Source organism: Streptomyces sp. NPDC002867, from assembly GCF_053591895.1.
In genome coordinates, this window is record NZ_JBSFUR010000020.1 from 1 (window position 1) to 21,483 (window position 21,483).

The 21,483-nt window shown below is 68.4% G+C and carries 18 protein-coding genes and 2 pseudogenes; 8 read left to right on the plus strand and 12 right to left on the minus strand.

What is annotated here, in order from left to right; genetic code table 11:
• Positions 1-1,384: 1,384 nt before the first annotated feature.
• Positions 1,385-1,528: pseudogene (locus ACWD0A_RS20035) on the minus strand (HNH endonuclease); the annotation flags it as partial.
• 345 nt (positions 1,529-1,873) lie between these two features.
• Between ACWD0A_RS20035 and ACWD0A_RS20040 the strand changes: the two are divergent.
• The 3 genes from ACWD0A_RS20040 (at position 1,874) to ACWD0A_RS20050 (ending at position 8,975) form a co-directional block, all read left to right on the plus strand.
• Entirely contained in the window at positions 1,874-8,089 is a 6,216-nt protein-coding gene (locus tag ACWD0A_RS20040; protein WP_451300065.1) for a DNRLRE domain-containing protein, read from the plus strand.
• A 147-nt stretch (positions 8,090-8,236) separates the two neighbouring features.
• Positions 8,237-8,770, plus strand: coding sequence for a hypothetical protein (locus ACWD0A_RS20045; RefSeq protein ID WP_451299855.1), 534 nt, complete (start codon positions 8,237-8,239; stop codon positions 8,768-8,770).
• A gap of 82 nt (positions 8,771-8,852) precedes the next feature.
• Complete coding sequence (locus tag ACWD0A_RS20050) at positions 8,853-8,975, plus strand: hypothetical protein (RefSeq protein WP_451299857.1); 123 nt, start codon at positions 8,853-8,855, stop codon at positions 8,973-8,975.
• Positions 8,976-9,246: 271 nt separating this feature from the next.
• Here the strand turns inward: ACWD0A_RS20050 and ACWD0A_RS20055 are convergent, their stop codons facing one another.
• The 11 genes and pseudogenes from ACWD0A_RS20055 to ACWD0A_RS20105 form a co-directional block, all read right to left on the minus strand.
• Positions 9,247-9,576, minus strand: a complete 330-nt coding sequence (locus tag ACWD0A_RS20055) for an NIPSNAP family protein (protein WP_451299859.1) — start codon at positions 9,574-9,576, stop codon at positions 9,247-9,249.
• Between the two features lie 84 nt (positions 9,577-9,660).
• Positions 9,661-10,168, minus strand: a pseudogene (locus ACWD0A_RS20060) (IS701 family transposase); the annotation flags it as partial.
• A 158-nt stretch (positions 10,169-10,326) separates the two neighbouring features.
• On the minus strand, positions 10,327-11,706 hold the full coding sequence (locus tag ACWD0A_RS20065) for an IS1380 family transposase (RefSeq protein WP_451299861.1): 1,380 nt from the start codon (positions 11,704-11,706) through the stop codon (positions 10,327-10,329).
• A 109-nt stretch (positions 11,707-11,815) separates the two neighbouring features.
• Positions 11,816-12,253: a hypothetical protein gene (locus ACWD0A_RS20070; protein WP_451299863.1), complete on the minus strand. Its 438-nt coding sequence runs from the start codon at positions 12,251-12,253 to the stop codon at positions 11,816-11,818.
• Positions 12,254-12,490: 237 nt separating this feature from the next.
• Positions 12,491-13,309 carry a hypothetical protein gene (locus tag ACWD0A_RS20075; protein ID WP_451299865.1) on the minus strand — a complete coding sequence of 273 codons (819 nt, stop codon included), beginning with the start codon at positions 13,307-13,309 and terminating at the stop codon, positions 12,491-12,493.
• 155 nt (positions 13,310-13,464) lie between these two features.
• Entirely contained in the window at positions 13,465-13,728 is a 264-nt protein-coding gene (locus ACWD0A_RS20080) for a hypothetical protein (protein WP_451299867.1), read from the minus strand.
• Between the two features lie 393 nt (positions 13,729-14,121).
• On the minus strand, positions 14,122-15,069 hold the full coding sequence (locus ACWD0A_RS20085; RefSeq protein WP_451299869.1) for a hypothetical protein: 948 nt from the start codon (positions 15,067-15,069) through the stop codon (positions 14,122-14,124).
• 234 nt (positions 15,070-15,303) lie between these two features.
• Positions 15,304-15,633: a hypothetical protein gene (locus ACWD0A_RS20090; protein WP_451299871.1), complete on the minus strand. Its 330-nt coding sequence runs from the start codon at positions 15,631-15,633 to the stop codon at positions 15,304-15,306.
• An 89-nt stretch (positions 15,634-15,722) separates the two neighbouring features.
• Positions 15,723-16,073 (minus strand): hypothetical protein, encoded by a 351-nt coding sequence (locus ACWD0A_RS20095; protein ID WP_451299873.1) that lies wholly within the window; start codon positions 16,071-16,073, stop codon positions 15,723-15,725.
• Between the two features lie 184 nt (positions 16,074-16,257).
• Positions 16,258-16,842 carry a transposase gene (locus ACWD0A_RS20100; protein ID WP_451299875.1) on the minus strand — a complete coding sequence of 195 codons (585 nt, stop codon included), beginning with the start codon at positions 16,840-16,842 and terminating at the stop codon, positions 16,258-16,260.
• Between the two features lie 25 nt (positions 16,843-16,867).
• On the minus strand, positions 16,868-17,644 hold the full coding sequence (locus ACWD0A_RS20105; RefSeq protein WP_451299877.1) for a transposase: 777 nt from the start codon (positions 17,642-17,644) through the stop codon (positions 16,868-16,870).
• Positions 17,645-17,774: 130 nt separating this feature from the next.
• On the opposite strand from ACWD0A_RS20105, the gene ACWD0A_RS20110 reads away from it, so the two are divergent.
• From ACWD0A_RS20110 to ACWD0A_RS20130, 5 genes are read left to right on the plus strand one after another with little or no spacing between them, the layout of a single operon-like run.
• Complete coding sequence (locus tag ACWD0A_RS20110; RefSeq protein ID WP_451299879.1) at positions 17,775-18,194, plus strand: tyrosine-type recombinase/integrase; 420 nt, start codon at positions 17,775-17,777, stop codon at positions 18,192-18,194.
• Position 18,195: 1 nt separating this feature from the next.
• Positions 18,196-19,491 (plus strand): bifunctional 3-oxoadipate enol-lactonase/4-carboxymuconolactone decarboxylase PcaDC, encoded by a 1,296-nt coding sequence (gene pcaDC / locus ACWD0A_RS20115; RefSeq protein WP_451299881.1) that lies wholly within the window; start codon positions 18,196-18,198, stop codon positions 19,489-19,491.
• A gap of 13 nt (positions 19,492-19,504) precedes the next feature.
• Positions 19,505-20,137 carry an MBL fold metallo-hydrolase gene (locus ACWD0A_RS20120; RefSeq protein WP_451299883.1) on the plus strand — a complete coding sequence of 211 codons (633 nt, stop codon included), beginning with the start codon at positions 19,505-19,507 and terminating at the stop codon, positions 20,135-20,137.
• 54 nt (positions 20,138-20,191) lie between these two features.
• Positions 20,192-20,971, plus strand: a complete 780-nt coding sequence (locus ACWD0A_RS20125) for an exodeoxyribonuclease III (RefSeq protein WP_451299885.1) — start codon at positions 20,192-20,194, stop codon at positions 20,969-20,971.
• Positions 20,972-21,029: 58 nt separating this feature from the next.
• Positions 21,030-21,482 carry a DUF6278 family protein gene (locus tag ACWD0A_RS20130; RefSeq protein ID WP_451299887.1) on the plus strand — a complete coding sequence of 151 codons (453 nt, stop codon included), beginning with the start codon at positions 21,030-21,032 and terminating at the stop codon, positions 21,480-21,482.
• Position 21,483: the final 1 nt, after the last annotated feature.

Sequence of the window (21,483 nt, forward strand, 5' to 3'; positions counted from 1 at the left end):
GGCACCCTTCTGCCATTCGGGCGCCCCCCAGCAGTCGTTCTGTCTTTCATCGCCTACCCGGAGGCCGGGTGTTGCGACGTTGATTAGAACCCAAGATGCGGCGGGGCTTCTGCGCGCGGTGGGCTACGTCGGCGTGCAGTGTCCGGCACGGGCACCGTTGTGCTCGCTCTCCGCTTTCGAGTACCCGGAGCAGGGACGCTGTGACGACACGCGTCCCACGGCCGATCTGTAGCACGCGGCACGGGAACTCTCCGCGACGAAATCAAGTCGTAGCCCTTCGCCCGTGAGAACCCGAACGCCCTGGAGGCCTCCTCCACGCTACCCGTTCGGCCCCATGTGGCACGGATATGCGTAGGGCTGTATCGGGCGTCCTGCAGCTCGTCGCTCGCATTTCTGACTCTTCAGTCCCTTTCAAGACCGCACTGCTGCGTGCAGCCCTTGGCTCTGTCCCGCACGAGCCACGCGGCAGCGGCAAGCGTTGACGCTGCGCGTCGCGCTGAGTTGATGGCCGTTTCGGCGATGTCTTTCCACGTACGGGGCAGGTTGTGGCGGTGGACCATCAATAGTCGGCGGGATCGCCGGTTTGGTAAACCGGCGATCCCCGGCTACATTCCGGCCGCTCAGCGGAACGGGTTCTCCGTCCCGTGGTCCGCCTCGGTGGCTGCGTCGAGGAGTTCGAGCACGTCAGCGCCGTCCGCATCCCGCTGATCTATCCACCACCCGGCCCGAGTGACCGTACGTGCCTTGTCCTCCAGCTCCGCCCAGTCAGCCTCGTCCCAGGTGTGTTGTCGCGTTCCCTGTTGGATCGACGTGTCGAAGCAGATCGAGCGGGGGTGGATGCGTGCCGGGTTGGCGTACGTTCTGGGTGCCGAGGGACCGTCGGGGGCGGGAAATCGAGTGCCCGTTCTAGGCGGGGTGGAAGAGGCTGGCGAAGCGTGAGGACCGAGTTGGAATTCATCCTGGGAATCCGATTCTTCTTTTCTCCGGACTACCGGATCGATGAGGCGCCGAGCCGGTATCTGTGCCGGTCGTCGTTCGCCCGTCTCGCGCAGGAGACGAAGCGGAACTACTCGGACGACAACTGCCTGTTCTCGACTTCCTGTGGGGGCACGGGAAGACCTGGCGCGATGCCACAGCAGACGATCTGTGGGACTTCGAGGACTGGCGGACAAGCTCGCTGCGGAATCCGCGCCGGATCGGTGGGGCACGGTGGAACCGCTGACTGGCTATCCGGCTGTACGAGTGGGCGGTGCAGCGAGATCACGTCACGGTCAGCCCGGTGAGCGGCGAAGAACGCGCGAACCAGCGAGGTCCGTTGGCTGACGCCGCGGGCATGTCGCCGTTGGGTGGAAGTCGGTCTGCGGGGGAATGGCGCTGACGGCATGTCCTCGCACGGCCCGTCGGCGTACACCTTCAGCGCCTCCCGCTCTGCCTCGTCGACGCTCAGCTGCCACCGCAGCTTGGAGCCGACCCATTCGGCGACGTACTGGCACTGGGCGGCGGCCACCGGCGGCATCCAGGTTGCGGGGTGGGCGCGCGCCGCACCGTCGGTATTACAGCCTGTCACCTGCCACTTGGGGTGGGGCGCGCTGCGCCGGGGCCACCCAGCGAGATGGCCATCAAGATCACATAACATCGGCGCCTGGGCCGTCCCGCTTCACGCGGGCTTGTGATCTCCTGGACTTTTTCCCCGCTCATATCGTCCGTGCAGGCCTGCACGAGTCGCTGTTGCAGGCACTTCAACCGCACGCGAATCCAGGAGATTTCTTTGTCCTTCATACGCATGTCCGCACAGCCTCCCGAGGGAGGACGCCGAAGACGCAGACGCGGCTCGGCCTCATGGCGCTCCGTCACCCTCGGCCTGGCCTTCGGAATGGCGGTCTCCGCCCTCTACGGCTCCTCCGTACCGGCCGCTGCCGTCCCGCACACGACACCACAGGCCGCCGACGCGCGTCAGGCGACCGCCACCCAGGCGGCAGACCTGGCGTCGGCTCGGGTAGCAGCGCGGTTGTCCGGCAAGCGCGTGGAGGCGCTTTCGGAGCGCACCGAGACCTCCACCACCTGGGTGAACAAGGACGGTTCACTCACCACGGAGGTCGCGGCCGGCCCGATCCGCTTCCGTGACGCGGCATCGGGCGAGTGGCGAGACGTCGATGTCGCGCTGGCCGCTTCCCCGGACGGATCCGTCGCGTCGAAGGCGCACCCGCGGGGTCTGAGGCTGGCGGGCAGGGCAGGTGCCAAGGCTGCCTCGCTGAAGGCGGCGCAGGCCGCTCCCGCCACGGACCTGGTGACGCTGGGCGAGGGTGATCAGCAGATCACGCTGCAGTGGCATGGTGGTCTGCCCAAGCCCGAGCTGGACGGTACCCGCGCGACGTACGTGAACGCGGTTCCGGGTGCGGACGTGGTCGTGGAGGCCACCCGTACCGGTTTCGAACAGTTCGTCCAGGTCAAGGCCAAGCCCGCGGCGGGCTTCTCCTACACGCTGCCCCTGAAGACCAAGGGGCTGAAGGTTGCTCAGCAGGCCGACGGCAGCGTGCTCTTCACGGACAGGAAGTCCAAGAAGACCGCCACGATGCCCGCTCCCGTGATGTGGGACGCGAGCGTGGACAAGGTCTCCGGTGAGCACACCCGCCGGGCCAAGGTCACCATGAAGGTCGTCAAGACCAAGGGCGGCGTCGACCTCGTCATTACACCCGACGCAAAGTTCCTCGCCGACCCCGCCACGAAGTACCCGGTGACGGTCGATCCCTCGACCTCCACCCTGGGGAACCTGTTCGATACCTACGTCCAGCAGGGCGAGACCGTCGACTGGTCCAACGACACTGAGCTCGACCTCGGCAACCCGGGCACGAAGAACGCCGACGGCACCTGGCGCACGGCCCGTTCCTTCATCACCTGGAACACCGCCCCGGTCGCCGACGCGCTGATCTCCAGTGCCACGCTGTCGCTGTGGAACTTCCACTCCGGCAACACCGACTGCACCGCGCAGCCGTGGGAGGTGTGGACCGCCAACAACGCCTCCACCTCCTCCCGTTGGACGAACCAGCCGGCGATGGTGACCAAGATGGCCACCTCCACGCAGACCAAGGGCAACACGGCCTGCACCGCCGACGGCTGGATCACCGCCGACGTCAAGGACCTCGTCCAGCACTGGTCCAACAATAAGTGGGCGTACTCGGGCATGGGCCTGCGGGCCACCGACGAGAACGACACCAAGGAGTGGAAGCGGGTCAACTCCTCCAACGCCGCTTCCAACCCGCCCAAGCTGACGGTCACGTACAACTACCGTCCGCGGACTGGTACGAAGCAGGAGGCGGGCGCCCCGTTCTTCTCCTACGGTGGCGCCTACGTCGTCAACACGGTCACCCCGACGCTGCGTGACACGTTCGTCGACGTGAACGGCGACAAGGTCCAGGGCGCGTTCCAGGTCTTCGACAACGCCACCAACGCCCAGGTCGGTGACGTCCTGCGGTCGTCGTTCGTCCCCTCCGGCCAGCCCGCCTCGGTGAAGGTTCCGGCCGGCGTGCTGACCAACGGCAAGACGTACCGCTTCCGTACGTCCCCCTATGACGGTACGCACTACAACCTTGGCTGGTCGGCCGAGAAGACCTTCACGGTCGACACCGCCGCCCCCTCCGCCCCCACCGCGATCAGCTCCACCGACTACCCGTCGAACGCGTGGGTCAAGGGTGCCGGTCAGGCGGGCACGTTCAACGTGACCCCGCCGGCCGCCGACCACAACTGGCTCGAGTGGTCTCTCGACGGCACCACCTGGACCAAGGTCGCCACCGGCGGCGCCTCCGGCGCCAAGGCGATCTCCATCGCCCCGCCCAAGGACGGCACCCACACCCTCGAAGTCCGGGCAGTCGACAAGGCGGACAACAAGTCCGAGCCGGTCTCGTACCCCTTCCACGCCGGCCCCGGCGGTTTCGTCCAGCCCACTGACGGCGAGCGCACCGCCCGGCGCCTGCCGCTGGTCGCCGAATCCGACGGCTCCAAGTACGACAAGGTCTCCTTCTCCTGGCGACGCTCCGAAGCCGACCCCTGGACGCCGATCCCGCCCGGCCACGTCACCTCCGGCGGCACCCCGCTGACGGCCTGGCCCGTCCCCCTCGTGAACGGCAAGAACGCCCCGCTGGTCTGGAACGCCACCGATACCGTCGACCCCGACGGCACGGTGCAGATCAAGGCCGACTTCACGGGACCGAACGCGGCCACCGGAGCGACGGACCCGCTCACCGCGGTCGTGGACAGGAATGCCTCCGGCGCCGCCTCCACCGAGGTGGGCCCCGGTTCGGTGAACCTGCTGACCGGCGACTTCGGCCTCTCCGCCGAGGACGCCTCCGCCTTCGGCATGTCCGTCTCGCGCACCGCCTCCTCCCGCACCCCGGAGAAGGGCGCGCAGCAGGAGGGCCAAGCCCCAATCTTCGGCAAGGAGTGGGTGGCCGGCACGGTCGCCGAGCTCGGCACGTCCGACTACTCCCACCTCCGGCGGATCTCCGACACCGCCGTCGCCGTGACCGACGCCAAGGGCGACGAACTGCACTTCACCGCCAACGCGGCGAAGACCGGCTGGATCCCCGAGCCCGGCGCCGAGGGGCTCCTCCTCACCGGCAGCGTCACGGGATCGTTCACCCTGTCCGACAGCGAGGGCACGGTGACCAGCTTCACCAAGCCCGACCCGGCAGTGCCGACCTGGCAGGTTTCCTCCACGCTGCGGGACGGACTGACGAACACCGAGACGAAGGTCATCTCGGGCAAGACCACGTACAACGGCAAGGCCGTCGCCTTCCCCAAGTGGATCATCGCGCCCACCTCCGCCGTCCAGGCCGCCACCTGTGCCGCCACCCCGGCCACCAAGGGCTGCCGGATGTTGGAGTTCGTCTACCCGACCGCCACCACCGCCACCTCCACCGCCTTCGGTGACGTGCTCGGCCAGGTGAAGAGCGTCCGCCTGTGGGCCACCGCTCCCGGAGCCGCCGCCTCCACCGCCCAGGAGATCGCGGCCTACGCGTACGACGACGGCGGTCGGCTCCGTGAGGCGTGGAACCCGCGGATCTCCCCGGCGCTGAAGACCGCGTACGCCTACGACGCCGCGGGCCGGGTCACCCGGCTGGCCCAATCCGGCGAACTGCCGTGGACCTTCACCTACGGCCAGGCGGGCAACGCCGCCACCGCCGGACCCGGCATGCTCCTCAAGGCCTCCCGCTCCGGCCTGAAGCAGGGCACCGCCGACGTCGAGGAAGGCACCGCGGCCACCTCCGTGGTGTACGACGTACCGCTGACCGGCACCGGTGCGCCCCACAGCATGGGCGCCGCGAACGTGAAGGCATGGGGCCAGCTCGACGCCCCGACCGACGCCACCGCGGTCTTTCCCGCCGACGCCGTCCCGGCATCCCACACCGGGAGCTCCCTGACGGCTGCCGACTACAAGCGCGCCACCGTGCACTACCTGGGTGTCTCCGGACGCGAATCCAACCTCACCGCCCCGGGCGGCCACACCTCCACCACCGAGTACGACCGCTACGGCAATCCGGTCCGCGAACTCAGCGCCGGCAACCGCGCCGTCGCGCTGGGACTCGGCTCGGCCGCCCAGGCAGTCCAGGCCGACCTCGGCATCGACCGGCTCACGACCGCCGAGCGGGCGGACCTGCTGGCCGGCCGGACCGTCTACAACGACTCCGGCACCCGGCAGCTCGAAGAGTTCGGTCCGCTGCGCCGGATCGAGCTGACCGCCGACCTGAAGTCGGGCACCACCGTACTGGCCCCGGCCGGCACGTCCGTGACCGCGCGCTCCTGGACGGTCACCGAGTACGACACCGGGCGTCCCACCGACGGCACCGCGAACGTCAGCGACCAGGTCACCAAGGTGATCACCGGCGCGCAGGTGCGCGAGCACCCCGCCGTCCACGGCGAGACCCGCGCCGTGCAGACCGTGTACGACTGGGTCAAGGGCCTCCCCATCCAGACGATCAAGGATCCGGGCGGTCTGTCGATCACTGAGACCTTGGAGTACGACGCCCAAGGCCGTGTCGTCAAGCAGCGCTCGCCCGGTGCCACTGGCACCGACGCGGCCACGCGCGTGACCACCTACTGGTCCGCGACGGGCGCCGGCGCCTGCCAGGGCCGCCCGGAGTGGGCGGACCAGGTCTGCTCCACCGGTCCGGCGGGCGCGGTCACCGGCGGCGGCACCCAGCCGGCCCAGCTGCCGACCACCACCACCGAGTACGACTGGTACGGCAACCCGGCCAAGACCCTCGACACCGCGAACGGATTGACCCGTACGTCGACCACCACGTACGACGGGGCCGGTCGTGCGACCAAGGTCGCCGTCACCGGTGGCGTCGGACAGGCCGTCCCGGACGTCACCACCGAGTACGACCCGGTTACCGGCCGGGCCGTGAAGACCACCTCGTCGACCGGTGGCACGATCGCCAAGACGTTCGACAAGCTGGGCCGGCTGATCTCCTACACCGACGCCGACGGAGGCGTGACCACCACCGAGTACGACCTGCTCGACCGGCCGGTCAAGGTCACCGACAACGCGCCCTCCACGGTCACCTACACCTACGATCACAACGCCGAACCGCGAGGCCTCCCGACAGCCGCCGCCGACTCCGTCGCCGGTACCTTCCAGGCCGTCTACGGAGCGAACGGATCCGTGAGCGCTGAGAAGCTGCCCGGCGGGTACACGGCGACGCTCACGCAGGACCCGACCGGGGCAACGGTGGCCCGCACCTACACCCGGGACAGCGACGGAACCACCGTCTACTCCGACACGGTGACGGAGACGGTCCACGGGCAGGCCGCGTCCCACGCGGGCTGGTCCACCCAGGACTACCGCTACGACGGCGTCGGCCGACTGGCCAGCGTCCGCGACACCTCCGACACCGTGTGCACCCGTCGTGACTACGCCTTCGACGCACGCTCCAACCGCAAGTCCCTGACCGTAGCCACCGGCACCCCCGGTGCCGACTGCCCCACCACCGGAGGCACCACCACCACCCACGCCCACGACAGTGCCGACCGGCTCGTCGACACCGGATACACCTACGACGCGTTCGGCCGCACCACCGCCCTGCCCGGCTCCACGCTCGGCTACTACGCCAACGACCTCGCCCACCAGCAGACCGCGAACGGTACCCGCCAGACCTGGGCGCTCGACCCGGCCCTGCGGTTCCGCTCCTGGACGGTGGAGACCAGCAGCGGTTCGACGTGGACCCAGACCGCGGCCAAGGTCAACCACTACGCCGGCGACGGCGAGAACCCCCGGTGGATCGTCGAGAACACCTCCACCGGTGCTCTGACCCGCAACGTCGACGGCCTCGGCGGAGGACTCGCGGCCACCACGGGCAAGACGGGCACCACCGTCCTGCAGCTGGCGAACATCCACGGCGACGTGGCCCTGCAACTGCCCCTGGACGCCGGCCAGGCCCCGGTCGCCCTCGACCACGACGAGTACGGCAACGCACGCGCCGGCCAGGCGGCCACCCGCTACGACTGGCTCGGCTCGCACCAGCGTTCCACGGAGACGCCTGGCGGCCTCACCCTGATGGGCGCCAGACTGTACAGCCCGGCCGTCGGCCGCTTCCTGTCGATCGACCCGATCGCCGGAGGCAGCTGCAACAGGTACGAGTACGCCTGCGCCGATCCACGCAACAAGTACGACCTCGACGGCACGGCACTCATGGAGCGCGTGCAGACGGACTGCAACTCCTACAACTGCGTGCGGATCAGGCGCATCTGCGACAGGTCGTCCAAGAAGTGCTCGCTGCAGTGGGACATGTGGTTCCGCAGGGGCTGGAGCGGCGCCTACATCTACGCCGGCTGGCGCTACCAGCTGTCGGTCCGCGGAATCAAGGTGTTCTCCGGCAGCTACAGCCACGGTGAATTGGGCTGGTACAACTTCCACGGCTACTGGTATGGCAACGGCGCCCGCGGCAAGCACAGTTGCTACGGCTTCACGTGCTGGCTGGACCCCGGCGACTCGGTGCAGTTCTCCGCGTCCGGCATCGCCCGGATCGGCTACACCAAGTACTACTGGAACCGGTTCCAGAACTTCGGCGGCGGAGGCAGCTACCGGTACTGACCCGCGTCGCCGCTGCGCGGTGACCCCCGCTGAGCCGGACTGACGGCCTGAGCGGGAGCCCGACACACCGCGGCCGCGCGGCCACACAGCGAATCGGCTGCCCCGGCCACTCCGGCCGGGGCAGCCGATTCGTCTTACCATCCACAGGTGGAGGAAAGCATGCCCGGCAGCGAGCTTGAGCTGCGCTACGAACGACTCTTCGCGCAGTGGCTGGAGCGCGTCCAAGGCGAGCTGGGCTGGCAGATCGCCGAGACCCGTCCAGCGGGCTGGATCCGCACGGCGTATCGCGAACACGGGGAGCTGCCGGCGGCCCGGTTCGCCCTGATCGCGTTCGAGCGGAAGCTGCGCTGCGTCTTGGACGCGTTCCCCCCGGTGGCCGCAGCAGCCGAGCGGGACACGGGCCTGCGCGTCGACATCCGCGCGGACTCCACTCCCCCTTCGCCGGACTTCCCGGTGGGGATGGTGACGGTGGCCGAGTCGGCCGTCCAGTCGTTCGACCCGCTCGGAGTGCTTGCGGAAGTCGCCGACGCCGTTCAGACGTATCTGGCCGACCGCTACGGCCGCCTCTGGCCGCTCTGCCCGGAGCACGACAGCGGTCTGCACGCCATCACGCACGAAGGCGAGGCAGTCTGGTGGTGCAGGGCGCAGGACCACCCCGCGGTCCGGATTCCCGGAAAGTAATCCTGAGTCCGGCCCCGGCCTCCGCTAGGAATGCTGGAGCAGTTCGGATCTCCCCCGGCTGCGCGGTGCCGAGCTTCAGATCATGGCCCTGACCGTCACCGGGCCCACGGTCTACAACCAGCACAACACAGGGAGCGGACTGTTCATCGGTGGCGATAACCACGGCAGCCTGACGATCAACCACGGTGGGCCCAGGCATGGCTGAGAGCCATCCCGAGGATCAGAAGAAGGTCGTGAACCAGACGAACATTCCGGCACGTTCCTGGCCGCAACGTCCTGGGCAATATCGTGAACTTCTTCGTCCCCGCACAACCGTCGACGTCCGCCGACGGTTGTGCGGAGCGAGGCCGACGGCCTAGTGCTCCAGCTGTAGATCGTGATCTTCGTGGTCGTGGAGTGGCGTGGAAGAGATGACGCCAGTGAGCCGGGGGTCCCTGCCGAACAGTGCCGGTCAGGGACACCCGTCTCCGAGCGGGTTATGAGGTCTCAACACCGCGTGACGGCTGCATTGCCGGGCGGAGGAAGGTCCGGTCGAAGCGGTGGATGCAGCGGGTCTCCTTGCTGAGCTGCCAGAGCTGCTGAGCCTCCGAATCGTGCCGGATGGCAGCACGGTAGTCCTCGTAGGCAGCCAGACTGGGGAAGGAGAACAGGGCGTAGGCGATGTCGTTGGCTCCTTCGTGCGGCAAGAAGCAGCCGTGGTGCGTGCCGCCGAAGCGGGTGACGATTGGGATCCACCCCGTCACGTACGTCTCGAACGCGGCAGTCTGGCTGGGGTCGATCTCGTAGCGCAAATGACAAGTGATCATGTGAGTATTCTTCCTGGCCCGGTGGGTGCCCGGTACGGATCGAGCGCTGAGTGCCTCGGCAGCGGGCTGGCCGGCATGCGGTCTTCATGGTTGGAGGGTCGCTTGGCGGTGGTAGTGGCTTGCGCGGGCGCGGGCTTGGTGGCGACGGCGCCAGATCGACCAGTGCAGCCGGTGTGCCACGTCGAGGACAGGCCGGACAACGAGTGTCGTGAACAGGCGCTGGATCTCGTTGCAGGTCAGCGGGATCAGGCCGTCCGGGGCTGGGTCCTGAGCGCGTTCGGCGGCAGTGGCCGCGGCGAGGAAGGCGTGGGCGAGCATCGCGAGAGTGACCCAACGGTGCCAGGACGTCCAGCGTCTGACCTGGTGCTCGTCCAGTCCGGCCAGGCCCTTGCCGGACTGGAAGGTCTCCTCGACCGTCCATCTGCGTCCGGCCACCCGCACCAGGGTGAGCGGCACTCGGTTCGCTGAGTAGCAGCGGTAGAAGGCGAGTTCACCGGTGCTCCGGTTGCGGCGGACGAGTAGATGGCGGTGACCGGGACAATCGTCGGCGATCTCGGCCAGGGGCCCAGTCGTAAAAGCGGTGGCCTTTAGCCTCGATCTTTCGTGGTGGTCCGTCGGTTTCTTGTGGGCCGCTTCGAGGTGTCCGGCCGGTTGTGAACGTGGCGGTAGCCCGGCTGTCGCGTGGAGTGGGCGCCGGGTTCCACGGCTCCGGTCGGGGCGGTATGACTCGCAGGGGCGGGAAGGTGCTGGTCAGGCAGGCTTCGGCAGTGCCTGAAGCCGGTCGATGGCAGCGATGATCACTCCGGTCCAAGGCCAGTGGTCGGGGTAGCGGAGCCAGCGGCGTCGGCCGGTGGTGACCAGTTGGGCGGCGGCCGAGAACAGCCGCAGGCGGAGACGTTTGGGTTCCCATCGGCGGGTGGTGCCGGTTAGGGCGAGCATGGGCATCCAGGCCAGCAGGTCCAGGGCGATCTGCACGATCTCCAGCCAAATCTGGTTCTGTGCGAAGCCGTGCAGTGGCAAGTTGCGCAGGCAGGTGTCGCGGGCGGCGCGGATGCGGTCCTCGGCCCTTGCGCGGCGGCGGTGCCGCAATTCCAGATCAGCGAGCTGGCCGCCTTGGGTGTTGGTGGCGAAGCAGGTTATGCGGTTGCCGTCAACGTCAGTGATCCTCAACTGGGCGCCGGGGTGCGGTCGTTCCTTGCGGACGATCAGCCGCATGCCCTTCGGCCAGGTGCTCAGGTCGGGCATGCCGGTGGTCTCCGCGATCCATGCCCCGGGACGCTGGACGCCGCTGGCGTCGTAGGCCGGCGTCCATGCCCGTTTAGGGATCTTCAGCACCGCCTGGTGGATGGCGTCAGTGATGGTCATCCCGACCGAGTACGACAACCACCGTCCTCTCCGGGACAGCCAGTCCAGGAAGGCGTGAGTGCCGCCGCCGGAATCGGTGCGGATCAGCGTCTGCCGTCCTCGCCGCAGTGCCTTGGGCAGCTGGGACAGGGCCAGTTGGGCGATGGCGATGTGGTCCGCGGCGGTGTTGGAACCGGCGTTGCCCGGACGGAGCAGCGCGGCCACCGGCTCCCCGGACCCGGCCGGTCCATGGTCGACGAACGCCATCAGAGGGTGGTGTCCGAAGGTCTTTTTCCAGGTGGGAGTGGCGTCCTGCTTGTCGGAATGGGCGATGACCAGCGCCCCGTCGATGTCGATGGTTACCAGCCCGTCGGCGGCTGGACCATCCTGCCCGGCCAGCTGCCACACGTGCCGACGCACCTTCGCGCGGGCCGAGCGGATCGCGGATAGCGCCTTCGGCCCGGCCTTGGCGAGGGTGTCGATCAGGCGGGAGACGGTGGGATCGGAGGCCACCGACCCGTAGGCGGCTGGCTCTGCCCGCAGCATCGCCGCGTCGGCCAGGCAGTCCCCGCCCAGGGCGACCGTGAGCGCGACGTCCAGGAGGATTTTGCCCGGGTCGTGCACCGCCCGGTCCTTGCGCCACGGAGCCAGCGCCTCCGAGAAGGCGGCGTCCAGCCCGGTCTTGCGGACGGTCTCGGTCAGCAGGACGCCGCCCGCCTGGGCGACCACAGCTGACGGGGCCGAGGTCGTGCGGAGAGGCGGGTAGAACCCGGTACGCTTCTTCACCTGGAGAGTGCTTCCTGAACTGCGGTGGACAGAGCCTTCGACAAGCCCCATCCTCCCAGCTCAGAGGCACTCTCTGTCTTCCTGGCCGTCCTGTGGAACTCAGTGGGTGTCACTGGATGTGGATGGGCGCAGGGGACCATGTCGGCGGCAGCTGTTCAGCCGGATCCCCAGTCACCAGCAGCGGGTAGCGGAACTGCCACCACCGCGCTTGCTCGGCCATCGCACTTCGGCTCATACCGAGCGGCTTGATCGGTGCTGTCGCCGCTCTGAACCGATCGTCCAGGGCATCGAGCTCGGGCTGACGGAGCCTGCGGATCCGTTCGGTCAAGATCGGCCAGGCATCGTGGAGCCAGTCGCGATCGGCGATATCGTTGTCGAACTCCCAAGCCCACGTGGTGTCGAAGCCCTCTTCGACACTCGTCACGAATTCCGCCCAGGCCTCCATGCGAGCGTTCAGCGTAAGGGCATGAAGGTAGCGACTGGACAGCCGTTGCATGGCTTGATGGACCGACGCGTAGTCCTGACCGTCCAGCAGTTCACTCTCCATGGCTGGCAGCCTCGCACGAGGGCCCAATGGCGGCACCCCCATTCCGCATGTGACTGTGGCCGACGCGGGCAGGACACCGCGCACCTGGCAGGTGCAGCAAACCGACCGAGCCCGAGAGCCGATCCGGACGGCGAAGTGGCAGATCAGAAGCGTTCTCGGTACCCCCAACGTCAGCCGTGCCCAACAAGCCCATGAAAGGGCGAGGCTAGTGACGCGCCATCCTGAAACGGCACGGCCCTACACCCGGTCGCGCCTGAGAGTCGTCTCGCCGAGCCCGAGGGCCATGCCGCCGCCCCCGGGCGGCGGGCCCATGAGCTGACGAGCGAAGTCCTCCAGGATCGAGGGGTTGGTAGCGAAGAACTCCATGACCCGCTCGGTTCGCTGCTCAGGCGAAAGCTCTTTCAGTTCCTGCTGCCATGCCAGGGTGGCAGCACCGCCATCCTCGACCTCGGCATTCACGATGAGGCTCCAGAGCGCCTGCTGGGCGTCCTCACGAGCGAGCCAAGTCATGAACATCTGCTGGAACTGCTCGCTCGTCACAGTGACCTTCGGGTCGCTGGGCGCGGTGGCCACATCTTGGGAAGGCGCGTCAGCCTCGACCCCCGGGACAACAATAGGAGGTGTCGTCGTGACCCCGGCCCGCAAGGCCTTCTTCTGGGCTCTGCGGGCCTGCTGCTTCAGCACCAAGGCTTCGCGCTTGGCAACGAGGAACGGCACGGTCTGGGTGTGCCACCAGTGGGCAACGAGAGGTTTTGCGATTTCTACGAGACCATCGATGATCTGGCCCGCGATGTCAGCCACGGCCTGTTGGCCGGGGGTGAGCTGAGGACGCTGATCCTCCACGTACTCGGTGACGTAGACGATCTCGGGCTTGTCTGCGAAACCTGACTCGTCTTCGGCCTTCAGGCGGATCTCGACGTGCTCCGGTCCCTTGTCACTCGTCTTGGGAGTGAACCCACGACTCCAGCCTTCACTCTTCCGCGAGTCGGCGAGACGCTCGCCCTTGGGGATGCGAACAACTGCGTCGACCTCGTCGTACTCCTGGTCCTCGGCCATGCGTCCTCGTCAGTGCTCGGGTCTTCCTCGGCGCTCGGTCGACGAGGATGTCGCGGTAGTAGAACCTCACCCATAACCGTAGCTGTAGCGTCCGACGATTCGGCAGGTTCGGCGAGCATCGCATCAGCCGCCACAGAGCCGCAGGTCCAAGGTTGTCACCAGTCTCCTTGCCGGATCCGCTCGTCGGACACGATCCCGTAGACGTACCGCCCAGAACGTTCGGGGCATCGTGGAATCTCCGACGGCCCCGCGATCGGCCATGCCTCCAGCGCTGACCTGATCTCGTGCCACTGCACGTTGCGCCGGCTCTCGACGATGACCAGGGTGTAGCGGTTGGTCCGGTAGGTGAAGGGCTTGCCGGTCTTCGTGTAGAAGACCTCTCCTTGGTGCTCCTCGATCCGAGGCCTCGCTGTCTCCATGTTGGGACCGACCGGCACCGGCTCGGGCGGAGGTGGCGGTGGCACTGGATGCCCTGCCCACCGGAGCCGTTCCTCCGGCGTTGGCTCCCGGCTACTCAGATGCCAGGATGCGCTCCCTCGCACGGTGGTCGACGTGACCGCCAGCTCTGTGCCGTCCGGCAGCACCCCACGGCCAGGCTCTCGGTAAGACTCCGCAATCGTGATGTCACGCCGCTCATAGCCGAGCCTGCTGGCAACTGACTCCAGGGTGCCCATCTGAGTGTTCCCGACGTACGACCACTGGTCCTCGCTCGCATCGTCCGAGAACTCCACGACGCCGACAAGGTAGACCCCGTCCTCGTTCGGGTCGCCGAAGAGCTGCCGCAAGCGGTCGGGTCCAAAGTCGCCCGTCATCTATCCGTCCACCCCTGCATCGCCGCTATCAGATTCTCCGTCGATCAACGCGATCACAGTCTCCTTGGCTTGCGGCTTAGTCGCGTGCTGTGCCATCCGGGACCCGATCACGGCCACCCTGCTGAGCACCTCGGCGGCTTCCTTGAGTGTGGTTGAGGGCGGCAGCACGAAGCGCGCGCCAAACTCGACCTCACCGCTGAGCTTGGCCTGCCCCTCGCCGTAGCCATTGCCGAGGAACGCTGGAGCGCGGAGTTCCTTGAGTCGAGCCACGCCATCCTTCTCCCACTGCAACGTCTTGCGCGGCGGATGGGGTCTCCACGGAATCCAGTCCTCTTGGGCGAGGTACTCCTGCCAGAGCAGCGCCAGGTGATCCCAGTCGTAGGCCTTGGAGGAGGTGACTTGCTGCTGCACGAGGAAGAAGCGGAAGTCGACCCCACGAAGCCCGCTGCTCTCGACGAGCTTGCCAACGTCCTGAGTCGGCAAGCTCTCGGTGGCTTCCCAGCGGACGGTGTAACCGCTGCCCGGAATCGGGGCGTCCACGATCGCGACGTACAGGCCACCGGAGCCGATCTCCTGGATGGACTTCGATGAGCCGCCTGGCAAGGCGACGTTGTCGTACATATAGGCAGCACGAAGCCGGAGGGCGAGGTACGGGTCGATACCGTCGATCTGATTCCAGACGGTGTCGCCATCCACCTCCGGCAACTGGGACTCGATGTGGCTCGTCCAGGCTGTGGCGGTCGTCGCGGCCCACGGCACCGGGGACGAGGCGAAGGGAGCGATGAGCTCCTCCCAGGTGAGGTTCTGCCAGTCCTGGGCATGGGTGGTGTCGAGGCGGATGCGCTGAAGCGAGACCGCCACGAACTGGCAGTCGTCTCGGTCCTCCTCGGCGACGTATTTGTAGTACCGCTCCAGCTGTTCAATTCCGAGGCCAGCAAGCAGCTTCACTTCGACGACAGCGACAACCTGACCGTTCGCCCTCCACCACCAGGTCGGGTCGATCCGACGCCTTCCGGCCCCGCGACTTCGAGACCTCCCGACGAACCTGGAGCGGGCCAACAGCCTCGATCCCGAGCACGGAGCGGGTGATCGCCTGGTCGGCATTCATGAGGGTGGCGAGCAGATCGCTCCACGCGTTCTCGCTGTTGATCGAGAGCAGGAAGCGAAGGTCCGGGAGACTGCTCACTCGCTGTCCTCTCCCAGCTCCGCGTCGATGTTGAGCACGCGGATCCCGGACTGCGACTGCGCGAGGAGCACCGCAGCGTTCTCGGCAAGGCGACGGGCGGACTTGAGCCGCAGGTCCAGCTCGACATCGTCACCCCAGTGGACTGACGTTGCGATGGCGAATTCGATCGAACCACCGGACTCCAAGTGGCCGACGATCTCCTTGTGGATGCGGCGGCTGGTGCGCTGACGAGAGCGATCCGTCTTGGCGTTGCGGTAGTTGCTGGCTCGCCTGGCCAGCTCCACGGACTCCCCGATGTAGAGCACGCGGATGCCGTCGTCGTCCACACCGAAATCGTAGCGGTAGAGCCCTGGCACTCGCGGGAGTCCGGGAAACCTCGGCAGGCTGGCTTCGTCCAGCGTGATCGGGCCGGCGCTCAGCCACGAGAACGCAACACGGACGTCGAGCGCCTCCAGTTCCTTGAGCTGGGACTCGTCGAAAGACCCACGACGAGACCGGTCAGCCGCGGGACCGAGCCGCTCTCGGTGGCCGAGGATCCGGCACCGATCAAGAACCCGAGGTTCTGCAGCCACCGCCGAGAGTCATGCGACTGAAACCGGCTGCGCTTGGCACCTGTCGCAAGGGAGATGACCTGCTTGACCGGCCAACGCACACCATCTACTTCGACCCAGTACTCGCGGATCTCCTCGGGCACGTGACCAGCAAGACGCCCACGAACAAGCGTGGGCGTCAGCTCGAAGGATTCGCCATCGAGGGTGAACTGCATGGAATGGAGGTTAGCCTCGATCGTTCACGAGTCCTCGTCAGTTCGCTGACGGGGACTCTGTGCGTGTGGGGTGCGGCTTTTCCGGGGGTGGGGCAGGCTGATGGCCCGGTTGTCGCGTGGGGTGGGCGCCGGGTTCCACTCCCGGGGTGGTCGTGCGGGTTGTTAGGACGGTCGAATTGGCTGGTCAGCCGGGGTTCGGGAGGGTCTGGAGCCGGTTCATGGCGCTGGTGATCACGGGCGTCCATGGCCATCGGGTGGGCAGACGCAGCCAGTGGCGGCGGCCGGTGTTCACGAACTGGGCGGCGGCGGAGAACAGCCGCAGGCGGAGCTTCTTGGGTTCCCAGCGGCGGGTGTCGCCGGTCAGGGCGAGCATCGGCAGCCAGGCGAGGAGGTCGAGTGCGAGGGAGACGATCTCCAGCCAGATCCGGTTCTGGGCGGTGTCGTGCAGGGGCAGGTTGCGCAGGCCGGTGTCGCGGGCGCCCCGGATGGGGTCCTCGCAGCGGGCCCGCAGTCGGTGACGCAGTTCGAGATCGGCGAGCTGGCAGGCTTTGGTGTGGGTCGCAAAGCAGGTCAGCCGCAGTCCGTCGAGGTCGGTGAAGCGCAGTTGGGCGCCGGGGTGAGGCCGCTCCTTGCGGACGACCAGCCGCATCCCCCTGGGCCAGGTGCTCAGGTCGGGCATATCGGTGATCTCCGCGACCCAGGCGCCGGGCCGCTCGGTGCCGCCGGCGTCGTAGGCCGGCGTCCACGCCTTCTTCGGGATCTTCAGCACGGCCTGTGGATGGCGTCGGTGATGGTCATTCCGACGGAATACGACAGCCACCGGCCCCGGCGGGAGAGCCAGTCGAGGAAGGCGTGGGTGCGTGGGTGCCGCCGCCGCAGTCGGTGCGGATCAGTGTCTGCCGTCCCCGCCGCAGAGCTTTGGGGAGTTGTGCCAGGGCGAGTCGGGCGGTTTCGACGTGGTCGGCGGCGGTGTTGGAGCCTGCGTTGCCGGGCCGCAGCAGGGCGGCCACCGGCTCCCCGGACCCGGCCTGGCCGTGGTCGACGAACGCGACGAGGGGGTGGTGGCCGAAGGTCTTCTTCAAGGTCGCGGTGGCGTCCTGTTTCTCGGAGTGCGCGAGGACCAGCACTCCGCCGATGTCCACGATCACCTGGCTGTCGGCGGCCGGACTGTTCGCACCGGCCAGCTCCCAGACCCGCCCCGTGCTCAGGAACGTGCGTCCCGGATCGCCGCGAGGGCTTTCGGGCCGGATGCGGCGACTGTGTCGATGACACGGGAGACCGTGGGATCGGAGGCCACCGGGCCGAAACACATCCGGCTCGGCCCGCAGCATGCCGATGTCGGCCAGGCAGTCCCCGCCGAGCGCGACGGCCAGGGTCACATCCAGCAGGATCTTCCCCGGATCGTGCACGGCCCGCGGCTTGCGCCACGGCGTGAGTGCCGCCGATATCGCGGTGTCCAGACCGGACTTGCGGACCGTCTCGGCCAGCAGCACCGACCCGGCCTGCGAGACCACCCCACGGCCACCGCCCTCGACACGGACACGCGGATACGACCCGCTACGCTTCTTCACCTGGAGAGTGCTTCTTTCCTCGCAGCTGACAGGACCCTCGACAAGTCCCATCGTTGCAGGTCAGCAGCACTCTCCATTTATTTGATCAAGGCCCATACAGACCCACTCGCGAAAGCGCGAGGCTAAGTCGATGGCGGGTGAGCGCTTGCTCCCGCTGCCCACATTGGTCCGCGAGGCACTGAAGGGTCTCCGCGCCACGCAGGCGGCCGAGAAGTTGGCTGCGGGGGAGGCGTACAGCGGCAGCGGCTACGTGCTCGCGGATGGACTCGGCACGGCGCTCAACGGTCGCCAGCTGCGCGTCCGGGCATACAAGATCATGGATGAGAACGGCCTTCGTAGGGTCCGCTTGTACGATGCCCGGGCGTCGTGCTTGACCTACCTCGCGAACAGCGGTGTCCCGGATCACATCCTGGCCCAGTGGGCGGGTCACACCGACGTCAAGACGACCAAGAAGTGGTACGTGAAGCCGGACGTGGAAGACCTTCGCCCGGCGGCGGAAGCTTGGGGAGGCTTGGCGAGCGCCCTACCCCCCGCCAGTGAGAAATTGTGAGATGTGGGAGCGTGAGCGGGTGAGCACGACAACGACTAAGACCCTGCAATACCGCGTTGACGGGCCAGAAGACGCCCCGGCCCTGATCCTGGGAGCGTCCCTCGGTACAACATGGCACATGTGGGACCGCCAGATCGGTGAGCTGTCCGCGCGGTGGCGGGTGATCCGATTCGACCTGCCCGGGCACGGCGGCGCTCCCGCGCACCCCGCCGACTCCGTCGGCGAGCTCGCGGAGCGGCTGCTGGCCACCCTCGACCTGCTCGGCGTGCAGCGCTTCGGCTACGCCGGCTGCTCCATCGGCGGCGCCGTCGGCATCGAGCTCGCCCTGCGCCATCCGCACCGACTGGCGTCCCTGGCGCTGGTCGCCGCCTCGCCCCGGTTCGGCACCGCCGACGAGTTCCGCCAGCGCGGTGTGGTCGTGCGCACCAACGGTCTTGACCCGATGGCCCGCAGCGCACCCGAGCGCTGGTTCACCGGCGGATTCGCGGCCGCCCAGCCCGCCATCGTCGAATGGGCGGTCCAGATGGTCCGCACCACCGACCCCGGCTGCTACATCGCCGCCTGCGAGGCCCTGGCCGCCTTCGACGTGCGCTCCGAACTGTCCCGGGTCGGTGTGCCCACCCTCGTCCTGGTCGGCTCCGAGGACCAGGTCACCGGCCCCGCCGAGGCCCGCACCCTGGTCGCCGGCATACCGGACGCCCGGCTCGCCCTGGTGCCCGGCGCCTCCCACCTGGCGCCCGTCGAGCAGCCCGCCGCCGTGACCGACCTGCTGGCCCACCACTTCGGCACCGCCTGGAACGACACCCTGGCGTCGATCCCGGTCCCGCAGGCGCCCGCCACATCGGCGCCCGTCTCGCCCGTCGCCGAGATCGCGCCGGCCGCGCCCGAGCAGCCCGCGGCGGTGCATTACGGCAGGCCCGACCCGTACGACGCGGGGATGAAGATCCGCCGGGAGGTGCTCGGCGACGCGCACGTGGACCGGGCGACGGCCGCCGCCGACGACTTCACCGGAGACTTCCAGGAGCTGATCACCCGCTACGCCTGGGGCGAGGTGTGGTCCCGTGAGGGCCTCGACAGACGCACCCGCAGCTGCGTCACGCTCACCGCCCTGGTCGCCGGGGGCCATCTCGACGAGCTCGCCTTCCACACGCGCGCGGCGCTGCGCAACGGGCTGACGCCGGCGGAGATCAAGGAGGTCCTCATCCACGCCGCGGTCTACTGCGGCGTGCCGGCGGCGAATTCGGCGTTCAAGGTCGCCCAGGCGGAGATCCAGGAGGAGACGAAGCCCCGCGCATAGCAGGATGTGGCGCATGAGGATCGTCAAGAAGACTCATTCCTGCGTCCGGCTGGAGAAGGACGGGCGCACGCTCGTCATCGATCCCGGCGGCTTCAGCGAACAGGACGCGGCGCTGGGCGCCGACGCCGTCCTGGTCACGCACGAGCACCCCGACCACTTCGACGAGGGACGGCTGCGGGCCGCCCTGGAGGCGAACCCGGCCGCCGGGATCTGGACCCTGCGCAGCGTCGCGGACCAGATCTCGGCGGCGTTCCCCGGCCGCGTCCACACCGTCGGCCACGGCGACGCCTTCACCGCCGCCGGATTCGACATCCAGGTCCACGGCGAACTGCACGCCGTCATCCACCCGGACATCCCGCGGATCACGAACGTCGGCTACCTCGTGGACGGTTCGCTCTTCCACCCCGGTGACGCGCTGACCGTCCCGGACCAACCGGTCGACACCCTGATGCTGCCGGTGCACGCGCCGTGGAACAAGATCTCCGAGGTCATCGACTACGTGCGCGAGGTGCGGCCGCGGCGGGCCATCGACGTCCACGACGCGTATCTCGCCGACATCGCCCGGCCGATCTACGACCGGCAGATCGGCGGACTCGGCGGCGCGGAGCACGGGCGTCTGGCGCCGGGGGAGTCCCGGGACGTCTGACGGCGTGCCCCGGGCGGACCTGTGCCTGTCACACCCCGCCGTTAGGCTTGCCGCATGCGTATCGCCACGTGGAACGTCAACTCGATCACCGCCCGGCTGCCGCGGCTGCTGGCCTGGCTGGAGAGCAGCGGCACCGACGTGCTGTGCGTCCAGGAGACCAAGTGCACCGAGGAGCAGTTCCCCGCCGAGGCCCTGCGCGAGCTCGGCTACGAGTCCGCGGTGAATGCCACGGGCCGGTGGAACGGCGTGGCGGTGGTCTCGCGCGTCGGCCTCGACGACGTGGTCAGGGGCCTGCCCGGCGCCCCCGACTACGAGGGCGTGCAGGAGCCCCGGGCGATCTCGGCGACCTGCGGCCCGGTCCGCGTCTGGTCGGTCTACGTGCCGAACGGCCGCGAGGTCGCCCACGACCACTACGGCTACAAGCTGCGCTGGCTGGAGGCGCTGTCGGTGGCGGTGACCGAGGACGGGGCGGGTGAGCGCCCGTTCGCGGTCCTCGGCGACTTCAACATCGCCCCCACCGACGACGACGTGTGGGACGTGGCCGCGTTCGAGGGTCTGACCCATGTGACCGCGCCCGAGCGTGCCGCGCTGGAGGCGCTGCGCAAGCGAGGCCTCTCGGACATGGTTCCCCGCCCCCTGAAGTACGAGCACCCCTTCACGTACTGGGACTACCGCCAGCTGTGCTTCCCCAAGAACCGCGGCATGCGCATCGACCTGGTCTACGGGAACGGGCCGTTCGGCAAGGCGGTCAAGGACAGTTACGTCGACCGTGAGGAGCGCAAGGGCAAGGGGGCGTCGGACCACGCACCGGTTGTTGTCGATCTCGACATCTAGCGTTTGTGGACGCGCGCCCAGTGGTGCGTCCGGCCGGGGGGATGCGAGGCTGAGCGGTATGAACATCCCTTTCTTGGACAACTGGCTCAGGCGCCATGACGACGATCGGGAGCAAGGGGGAGGGGCCGCCGCGAAGGAGTTCGATCCCGAGCGCGCGGCAGCGATCACCGAGCTGCTGTCCGAGTGTGAGCTGCTGCGCGTCCGGGCGGGGCAGGCCGGGCTTGAACTGGACGATTCCCCGGCCTCGTTGACGGCGCTCGACCAGCTGCCCCCGCGATGGCGGGACGACCCGGAGGAGCTGCCCTGGCTGGGGAACGACGCGGGCCTGTACCTGGGCACCGTCATCGTGCGGACGGTCCCCGGTGCCTCCTGGCACGTCTGGCCGGGTGGGCACCCCGTGGTGCGGCTGGCGTCGGGCCGCGAGGTGAGCGTCGTGGAGGCGGGTCTCGAGTGGGCGGTCAACGGAGCGCCCGAGCTCTCCCAGGTCTACGCGGAGGCCGCCGAGGCCTGAC

Excerpts from the sequence above, each read along its gene's own strand:
- ACWD0A_RS20095 (WP_451299873.1), bottom strand. The coding sequence starts at position 16,073 with ATGCAGTTCACCCTCGATGGCGAATCCTTCGAGCTGACGCCCACGCTT.
- ACWD0A_RS20125 (WP_451299885.1), top strand. The coding sequence starts at position 20,192 with ATGCGTATCGCCACGTGGAACGTCAACTCGATCACCGCCCGGCTGCCG.
- pcaDC (WP_451299881.1), top strand. The coding sequence starts at position 18,196 with ATGTGGGAGCGTGAGCGGGTGAGCACGACAACGACTAAGACCCTGCAA.
- ACWD0A_RS20055 (WP_451299859.1), bottom strand. The coding sequence starts at position 9,576 with ATGATCACTTGTCATTTGCGCTACGAGATCGACCCCAGCCAGACTGCC.
- ACWD0A_RS20080 (WP_451299867.1), bottom strand. The coding sequence starts at position 13,728 with ATGGAGACAGCGAGGCCTCGGATCGAGGAGCACCAAGGAGAGGTCTTC.
- ACWD0A_RS20130 (WP_451299887.1), top strand. The coding sequence starts at position 21,030 with ATGAACATCCCTTTCTTGGACAACTGGCTCAGGCGCCATGACGACGAT.
- ACWD0A_RS20110 (WP_451299879.1), top strand. The coding sequence starts at position 17,775 with ATGGCGGGTGAGCGCTTGCTCCCGCTGCCCACATTGGTCCGCGAGGCA.
- ACWD0A_RS20070 (WP_451299863.1), bottom strand. The coding sequence starts at position 12,253 with ATGGAGAGTGAACTGCTGGACGGTCAGGACTACGCGTCGGTCCATCAA.
- ACWD0A_RS20050 (WP_451299857.1), top strand. The coding sequence starts at position 8,853 with ATGGCCCTGACCGTCACCGGGCCCACGGTCTACAACCAGCACAACACA.
- ACWD0A_RS20075 (WP_451299865.1), bottom strand. The coding sequence starts at position 13,309 with ATGGCCGAGGACCAGGAGTACGACGAGGTCGACGCAGTTGTTCGCATC.
- ACWD0A_RS20040 (WP_451300065.1), top strand. The coding sequence starts at position 1,874 with ATGGCGGTCTCCGCCCTCTACGGCTCCTCCGTACCGGCCGCTGCCGTC.
- ACWD0A_RS20120 (WP_451299883.1), top strand. The coding sequence starts at position 19,505 with ATGAGGATCGTCAAGAAGACTCATTCCTGCGTCCGGCTGGAGAAGGAC.